The following is an 8,341-nucleotide window of genomic DNA, read 5'->3' on the forward strand; positions in this document are numbered from 1 at the left end:
CTCCTCGCGCACCCGGGAAGAGATCGCTACCCGGCGGCTGCGGCTGCTGGTGGTGGGCGGCTCGCTCGGCGCGGTGGCGCTCAACGAGCGTTTGCCCAGGGCGCTCGCCGCGCTCGATGCCGACCGGTATCCGGAGGTATGGCACCAGGCCGGCAAGGAGCGCGACGAGACGACCCGCCAGGCCTACGCAGCCGCCGGGGTCGAGGCGACGGTGTCGCCCTTCATCGACGACATGGCCCGCGCCTACGACTGGGCGGACCTGGTGGTGTGCCGTTCGGGCGCCTTGACCGTGGCGGAGCTCGCCGCGGCAGCGAAACCATCGCTTCTGGTGCCGTTCCCGTTCGCCGTGGACGACCACCAGCGCATCAACGCCGAGGTGCTGGTCAAGGCCGGGGCGGCGCGCTGCGCAGTGCAGGCGGAGCTGACCGACGCGCGCCTGATCCACCACCTCGACGAGCTCTTGAACCGTGACACCCTGGTCGAGATGGCCTCCAGGGCGCGCCGGGCGGCGCGTCTCGAGGCCACCGAGCGTTTAGCGGCAGGATGCCTTTCGTTAGTCAAGCAAGGAGATACGGCGTGACCGATCCAATCACCGACAAGCCGGCGCCGAGCGCCCCCACCGGGCCGGGCATGCGCCGCATCAAGCGCCTTCATTTCGTGGGCATCGGCGGGGCGGGGATGTGCGGCATCGCCGAGGTGCTCGCCAACCAGGGCTACTCGGTCAGCGGCAGTGACATGAAGGTCTCTTCGGTAGTGGCGCGGCTGCGTGGCTGCGGGGTCGAGGTATTCATCGGTCACGCCGCCGAGAACGTCGCGGGCGCCGATGTCGTGGTGGTCTCCAGCGCCATCGACGAGACCAACCCGGAGATTCGCTGGGCCCACGAGCACCGCGTGCCCGTGGTGCGCCGCGCCGAGATGCTCGCCGAGCTGATGCGCTTTCGCCACGGCATCGCGGTGGCCGGCACCCACGGCAAGACCACGACCACGAGTCTCACCGCGACGCTCCTGGCCGAAGGCGGGCTCGACCCGACTTTCGTGATCGGCGGCAAGCTGACCAGCGCCGGCGCCAACGCGCGGCTCGGCGAGGGCGACTACCTGGTGGCGGAAGCCGACGAGTCCGACGCGTCGTTTCTGCACCTGCAGCCGATGGTGTCGATCGTCACCAATATCGATGCCGACCACATGGCGACCTACGGCGGCGACTTCGAGCGCCTGAAGACCACCTTCATCGAGTTTTTGCACAACCTGCCGTTCTACGGCCTGGCGGTGCTGTGTACCGACGACCCGCACGTCAAGGGGCTGTGCGACCAGGTCAAGCGTCAGTTCGTCACCTACGGCTTCAACGAGCAGGCCGACTACCGCATCGAGGATTTTCGCCAGCACGAGGGTGAGGTCTCCTTCACCGCGCGCCGCCCGGACGGCGCGGCGCCCCTCGAGGTACGCCTGGCGATGCCCGGGCGCCACAACGCGCAGAACGCCATGGCGGCGATCGTCGTGGCCACGGATGCCGGTGTCAGCGATGCGGCGATCCTCAAGGGGCTTGCGAATTTCGCCGGCGTCGGGCGGCGTTTCCAGGTCCATGGCCACTTCCCGGCGCCGAACCGGGAAGGCGAGATCATGCTGGTGGACGACTACGGCCATCACCCGCGCGAGGTCGACATGATCATCCAGGCAGTGCGTGCCGGCTGGCCCGAGCGGCGCCTGGTGATGCTCTACCAGCCCCATCGCTACAGCCGTACGCGAGATCTGTATGAAGACTTCGTGCGCGTGCTCTCCCAGGTCGATACGCTGGTGCTGCTCGACGTCTACAGCGCCGGTGAGCCGGTGATTCCCGGCGCCGAGGGTCGCACGCTGGCCGGTTCCATCCGCCAGCGCGGCGAGGTGGACCCGCTGTTCGTCGAGCACAAGCAGGAGCTTGCGCCACTGCTGAAAAAGGTGCTGCGCCCGGGAGATATCCTGATCACGCAGGGGGCGGGGGACGTCGGCGGCATCGCGCTCGCCCTGGCCCAGGCACGACTCCAGTTGGACGAGGTGACGCTATGATGAAGGTTGATGCGCGCTCGGCCTCGCTTGGCCGGGTAGTGGTGGTATACGGCGGCACCTCCGGCGAGCGCGAGGTGTCGCTCAAGAGCGGGGCGGCGGTGCTCGAGGCGCTCAAGCGCCAGGGGGTCGATGCGCTGGGCTTTGATCCCCGCGAGGGCGGCCTGACCGGGCTCGAGGCGCTGGCGCCGAACGCGGTGTTCATCGCGCTTCACGGCCGCGGCGGCGAGGACGGTACCCTGCAGGGGGCGCTGGAGCTTCTCGGCATTCCCTATACCGGCAGCGGCGTGCTCGCTTCGGCGCTCGGCATGGACAAGGAGCGCACCAAGCAGGTATGGCGCGCCCAGGGGTTGCCGACCCCGGAAAGCATCACCTTGACGGCCGACGCCGACTGGGAGGGCGTCATCGCGGCGCTGGGGCTGCCGATGATCGTCAAGCCCGTCCATGAAGGCTCGACGCTCGGCATCAGCATCGTCAGAAGTCGCGAGGAGCTCGAGGCGGCCTATCGCGAGGCGGCCCGGTTCGATGCCCGGGTGATGGCCGAGCGCTTCGTTCAGGGCGAGGAGTACACCGTGGCGCTGCTCGGTGACGAGGTGCTGCCGGCCATTCGCGTGGAGGTGCCGGGCGGCTTCTACGACTACGAGGCGAAGTATCTCTCCGACACCACCCAGTACCATCTACCCTGCGGGCTCGATGCCGAGGCCGAAGGCGCGCTTGCCGCGCTGTGCCGCCAGGCGTTTGCCGCCATGGGCGGGCAGGGCTGGGGGCGCATCGACGTGATGCGCGACGGCGCCGGGACGTTCTGGCTGATCGAGGTCAATACCGTTCCGGGCATGACCGATCACAGCCTGGTGCCCCAGGCGGCGGCCCACGCCGGTATCGATTTCGATGCGCTGGTGCTGCGCATCCTGAACACCGCCGTGTCCGCATGAGCCCCTTAGCTGCAATGAGCGACCATGAAAAAGCGTAACGCATGGCTTGGAGTGATCCTGCTGGCCCTGCTGCTGGGCGCCGGCGGGCGGGCGCTGTGGCTATGGCTCGACCGCCCCATCGAGCGCGTCTCGATTCGCGGCGAGTGGGAGTACGTCAGCGCCGACTACCTGCGCACCCAGCTGGCGCCCTTGGTGCACAACGCCACCTGGCTCTCGGCGGATCTGGGCGAGATTCGCGACCGGGCGCTCTCCATCGGCTGGCTGCACGAGGTGCGTATTTCCAGGGAGTGGCCCAATGCCCTGGTGTTCGAACTGGTCGAGCAGCTGCCGGTGGCGCGCTGGAACGATGACTTCTTGCTCAACACCGAAGGCGAGCCCTTCGCCTTCGCGCCGCTCGAAGTGCCGTCGGGGCTTCCCGACCTGGGGGGGCCGGTGGGGAGCAGCGAGGAAGTGCTGATCTACTACCGGCGTCTGACGACGCACTTCGCCACGCTCGCTCTTGGCCTTTCCCAGCTGCGCCTGGAGCCTCGCGGAGCCTGGCGGCTGCAGCTCGACAACGGGACCTGGGTGATGCTGGGTCGACGCCAGCACGACATTCGCCTGGCGCGGCTGTCCGCCTCCTGGCAGCGCGAGCTGGGCCGCCAGGGCGACCAGATCCGTTACATCGACCTGCGCTACCCCAACGGCGTGGCCGTGGCGTGGCATGGCCAGAGCGATTTCGACGCTGACGAGGAGCAGGGGCCCTAGCGTTTACGTTCACGCAGCGTTGAACACCTGAAAGTGAGCGGTTGCCAACACCTGAAATCCCGTCACCGGGGTTTAAATTCTTGGTCAAGCCCATTATCGTGGTGCGGGACTAGTCGTATAATGGTCATCGTTTCTATATGATGACCCTGTTTACCGTCGTTCTGGACGTTTTGGTTCGCGAGTATCCAACCAAACTAAACGATAACGATGAAAGCATGGTTAATGGCCTGTTTATTGACTAGTTTTATTTAATTCGGTGACTTGGCCGGCTGTTTATATAAAAGCATGTATAAATAGTTAGTAGTTGGCAGATGTATCGATAGGGCATTGCCGACCACCAATAACCTATCGCTTGAGATCACTATAAGGAGATAACCCGACTCATGGCAGGCTCACCCAATGCATCCAATATGGTTGTCGGGCTGGACATCGGAACGTCCAAGGTCGTCGCGATAGTCGGTCAACCCACCGATGACGGTGGCATCGAGATTGCGGGTATCGGCTCACACCCTTCGCGGGGAATGAAGCGTGGCGTCGTGATCAACATCGAATCGACCGTGCAGTCGATTCAGCGTGCGGTGGAAGAGGCGGAACTCATGGCAGGGTGCGACATCCACTCCGTCTATGTCGGCGTCGCCGGAAGCCACATCAGTTCGATGAACTCCGACGGGGTCGTCGCCATCAAGGAGCGTGAAGTCACTCCCTCGGACATCGACCGGGTCATCGACTCGGCTCGGGCACGCGCCATCTCGGAAGGTCAGCGGGTGCTTCACGTGTTGCCTCAGGAGTTCTCCATCGACGCCCAGGGCGGCATTCGCGAGCCGCTCGGCATGTCCGGGGTGCGTCTCGAGGCCCAGGTGCATCTGGTCACCGCGGCGCTGAACGCGGTGCAGAACATCGAGAAGTGCGTGCGCCGCTGCGGGCTGGACGTGGATGCCATCATCCTCGAACAGCTCGCCTCGAGCATGGCGGTCCTCACCGAGGACGAGCGCGAACTCGGCGTGTGCATGGTGGACATCGGTGGAGGCACCACCGACATGGCGATCTTCAGCGAGGGGGCGATTCGCCATACGGCGGTCATTCCCATCGCCGGTGATCAGGTCACCAACGATATCGCCATGGCGCTGCGCACGCCGACCCAGCATGCCGAGGAGATCAAGGTGAAGTACGCCTGCGCGCTCACCCAGCTCGCGGCAAGCGATGAAATGATCAAGGTACCCAGCGTGGGCGATCGCCCGTCGCGGGACCTCTCTCGCCAGGCATTGGCGGAAGTGGTCGAGCCGCGTTACGAGGAGCTCTTCACGCTGGTGCGCGATGAATTACGCCGCAGTGGCTATGAGGACATGGTGGCCGCCGGGGTGGTCCTCACCGGCGGCACCTCACGTATGGAGGGGGTCAGCGAACTGGCGGAGGAGATCTTCCACATGCCGGTGCGTATCGCCTGCCCGCAGAACGTGCGCGGTCTGGCGGACGTGGTCCGCAACCCCATCTATGCGACCGGCGTCGGTCTTCTGCACTACGCGTTGCAGGAGTCGCGCCACGGACAGGGTCAAGAAAGCCATGGTCGGGTCAGCTCGCCCCACAAGGGACGCAGCGAGCTCGCCCAGCGTGATAGCAGGGACGATCATTCGGCACTAGCAAGAATCAAGGGCTGGTTCAAAGGAAATTTCTGACAGGGCCGCAAGCGCGGTTCAGGAGACGGGGCTTATGTTCGAATTGGTAGATAACGCACCCTCGAGCAGTGCGGTCATCAAGGTCGTCGGTGTCGGCGGCGGCGGCGGTAATGCCGTCAACCACATGGTGGAAAGCAACATCGAAGGCGTCGAGTTCATCTGCGCCAACACCGATGCGCAGGCGCTGAAGCGTGTCTCCGCCAAGACGGTCTTGCAGCTGGGCGGTGAGATCACCAAGGGCCTGGGGGCGGGCGCCAACCCCGAAGTCGGGCGTCAGGCCGCCATGGAAGATCGCGATCGCATCGCCGAGCTTCTCGACGGCGCTGACATGGTGTTCATCACCGCCGGCATGGGCGGTGGTACCGGTACCGGCGGTGCGCCGGAGGTCGCCCAGGTGGCCAAGGAGCTGGGTATCCTGACGGTGGCCGTGGTGACGCGCCCGTTCCCGTTCGAAGGTCCCAAGCGCATGCGCGCCGCCGAAGAGGGCATGAAGGAGCTCTCCGAGCACGTCGACTCGCTGATCACCATTCCCAACGAGAAGCTCCTTTCGGTGCTGGGCAAGAACGCCACACTCTTGACCGCCTTCAGCGCGGCCAACGACGTGCTGCTGGGTGCGGTACAGGGCATTGCCGAGCTGATCACCAGCCCCGGCATCATCAACGTCGACTTCGCCGACGTGCGCACCGTGATGTCCGAGATGGGCATGGCGATGATGGGCACCGGCGGGGCCACCGGCGAGAACCGCGCCCGCGAGGCGGCGGAGAAAGCCATCCGCAGCCCGCTGCTCGAGGACATCGACCTGCACGGCGCGCGCGGTATCCTGGTCAACATCACCGCCGGCCCGGATCTCTCCATCGGGGAGTTCAACGATGTGGGCGCGACGGTCCAGGAGTTCGCCTCTCAGGAAGCGACCATCGTGGTGGGAACCTCTATCGACATGGAGATGTCCGACGAGCTGCGCGTGACGGTGGTGGCCGCAGGTCTCGACGGAACCAAGCCCAAGGCGGCGGTACGCGAGCCGGCGCGTCGCTCGGCGGCCGAGCCTGCGGACTATCGCAAGATGCAGCAGCCGACCATCACGCGTCAGCAGTCCGCTGCTCGCGCCGAAGCGCAGGAGGCCGCGCCCAAGCCGCGTCCCGAGAAGCGTCGCGCCGCCGAGGCGGACGACTACCTCGACATTCCTGCCTTCCTGCGTCGCCAGGCGGATTGAACCCCGTCCCTGCGACGATATCGGGTTCACTTAACGGCAAACGAGGGTTTCGACAGATTCTTTTTGTTGAAACGCTCGTTTGCTGTTAAAGTAAACACTGTTCGATAACTTTTTCTATTCACGCCGGCGGCCGGTAGTTTCGGCACCGTCGTTACCAGAGTTTCACCACGCCCATGATCAGACAACGTACACTACAAAATGTCATTCGCGCTACCGGAGTGGGTCTGCATTCCGGTAAAAAAGTCCATCTGGCTTTGCGTCCGGCACCCGCAGACACAGGGATAGTGTTTGTCAGAACCGATCTGGATCCCGTGGTACACGTACCCGCCCGGGCCGAGCTGGTCGAAGACACCAAGCTTTGCACCGCGCTCTCCTTCGAAGGCGTCAAGGTCGCGACCGTCGAGCACCTGATGTCCGCCTTCGCAGGGCTCGGTATCGACAACGCCTACGTCGACGTGAGCGCGCCGGAAGTGCCGATCATGGATGGCAGCGCCAGCCCCTTCGTCTTTTTGATCCAGTCGGCGGGCATCCTCGAACAGGACGCGCCGAAGAAGTTCATTCGCATCAAGCAGCGCATCGCCGTGACCGACGGTGACAAGGAGGCGGTCTTCCTGCCGCACCAGGGCTTCAAGGTGTCGTTTTCCATCGATTTCGATCATCCGGTGTTCGAGCAGCAGCACCAGAATGCGCTGATCGACTTCTCGACCACCTCCTTCGTCAAGGAAGTGTCGCGGGCGCGTACCTTCGGTTTCATGCGCGATCTCGAATTTCTGCGCTCGAACAACCTCGCCCTCGGCGGCAGCCTCGACAACGCCATCGTCGTCGACGACTACCGCATCGTGAACGAGGGCGGGCTTCGCTACGAGGACGAGTTCGTCAAGCACAAGGTGCTGGACGCGATCGGGGATCTCTACCAGCTGGGGTTCAGCCTGATCGGCGAATTCCGCGGCGTGAAGTCCGGCCACGCCTTGAACAACCAGCTGTGCCGCGAGCTTCTGGCGCAGCCGCAGGCATACGAGATCGTGACCTTCGAAGGCGAAAAGGCGGTCGCGCCCATTTCCTACGCCGCACCGGCCATGGCCTGAACGTCAATGACGTGATTTCGCAAGGCAGCGGTTGAAATCAGCCGTTCATGCCCCATCTATGAAGCACCGCCTGGCGGTGCTTCATGCGTTTGAGGGCGGCCCTTTCTTGCCGGCGTGGGAGGCAAGACGTTCGAGCGCGCGTTTGAGGCGCGGGTCGTCGGTGTCGTCGGCGCACTGTGCGATGGTCTGGCCGGCATCGGCAGACAGCGAGCGGTGGTAGCGTTCGGGGACCTTGACCGGGCGCACCGGGCGTACCTTGAAGTGGAAGCCGGTCACCGCCTCAAAGCCGGGCAGTTGATGCAAGAGTTCGAGCAGGCGGCGCTGCTCGAAGCGCAGCCAGGCAAGCCAGGTCGCCTGCCCGCTGATCACCGTGAGGCGCGCGTTGCTGAAGCCGCCCACGAAAATGTGTGGACGCATCTCTTCGGGCAGGTGAGCACGCAGATGACGCTGGGCCTGGTCGATCAAGCGCGACTGGCGCAAGAGGTTGCTCACCTCGGTAGAGCTTGCGAGCACCGACTTGATGGGCTGTGCGCGAGAACGCTTAACCTTTATACTCATACGCTTAATTCCAGAGTGCCGATTCAGTACGCAAGCGCCGGCTTGACGTAATGTCGAAAGCCTAACACGCCAGGGAGCCGCCACACAGCATGTCGT

The 8,341-nt window shown here is 64.6% G+C and carries 8 protein-coding genes; 7 read left to right on the forward strand and 1 reads right to left on the reverse strand.

The window, feature by feature from the left end:
* The 7 genes from BIS11_RS06395 to lpxC all read left to right on the forward strand — a co-directional run.
* The coding region (locus BIS11_RS06395; protein ID WP_301286418.1) for a glycosyltransferase at positions 1–580 on the forward strand (580 nt) is incomplete at its 5' end.
* A 50-nt stretch (positions 581–630) separates the two neighbouring features.
* The gene (gene murC / locus BIS11_RS06400; protein WP_227390454.1) at positions 631–2,043 is read left to right on the forward strand and encodes a UDP-N-acetylmuramate--L-alanine ligase; all 1,413 of its coding nucleotides are present in this window, start codon (positions 631–633) and stop codon (positions 2,041–2,043) included.
* Positions 2,043–2,972: a D-alanine--D-alanine ligase gene (locus tag BIS11_RS06405; RefSeq protein ID WP_253422044.1), complete on the forward strand. Its 930-nt coding sequence runs from the start codon at positions 2,043–2,045 to the stop codon at positions 2,970–2,972. The genes murC and BIS11_RS06405 overlap by 1 nt, the downstream gene beginning before the upstream one ends.
* A 24-nt stretch (positions 2,973–2,996) precedes the next feature.
* On the forward strand, positions 2,997–3,719 hold the full coding sequence (locus tag BIS11_RS06410; protein ID WP_253422042.1) for a cell division protein FtsQ/DivIB: 723 nt from the start codon (positions 2,997–2,999) through the stop codon (positions 3,717–3,719).
* 383 nt (positions 3,720–4,102) lie between these two features.
* Positions 4,103–5,392 carry a cell division protein FtsA gene (gene ftsA, locus BIS11_RS06415; protein WP_253422040.1) on the forward strand — a complete coding sequence of 430 codons (1,290 nt, stop codon included), beginning with the start codon at positions 4,103–4,105 and terminating at the stop codon, positions 5,390–5,392.
* A gap of 34 nt (positions 5,393–5,426) precedes the next feature.
* Positions 5,427–6,602: a cell division protein FtsZ gene (ftsZ, locus tag BIS11_RS06420; protein ID WP_253585841.1), complete on the forward strand. Its 1,176-nt coding sequence runs from the start codon at positions 5,427–5,429 to the stop codon at positions 6,600–6,602.
* A 173-nt stretch (positions 6,603–6,775) separates the two neighbouring features.
* Complete coding sequence (lpxC, locus tag BIS11_RS06425; RefSeq protein WP_253422038.1) at positions 6,776–7,687, forward strand: UDP-3-O-acyl-N-acetylglucosamine deacetylase; 912 nt, start codon at positions 6,776–6,778, stop codon at positions 7,685–7,687.
* Between the two features lie 81 nt (positions 7,688–7,768).
* Here lpxC and BIS11_RS06430 read toward each other — a convergent pair whose 3' ends face one another.
* Positions 7,769–8,245 carry a DUF721 domain-containing protein gene (locus BIS11_RS06430; protein ID WP_253422036.1) on the reverse strand — a complete coding sequence of 159 codons (477 nt, stop codon included), beginning with the start codon at positions 8,243–8,245 and terminating at the stop codon, positions 7,769–7,771.
* Positions 8,246–8,341: the final 96 nt, after the last annotated feature.

Source organism: Halomonas sp. 707D4 (assembly GCF_024158685.1).
Taxonomy (GTDB): Bacteria; Pseudomonadota; Gammaproteobacteria; order Pseudomonadales; family Halomonadaceae; genus Vreelandella.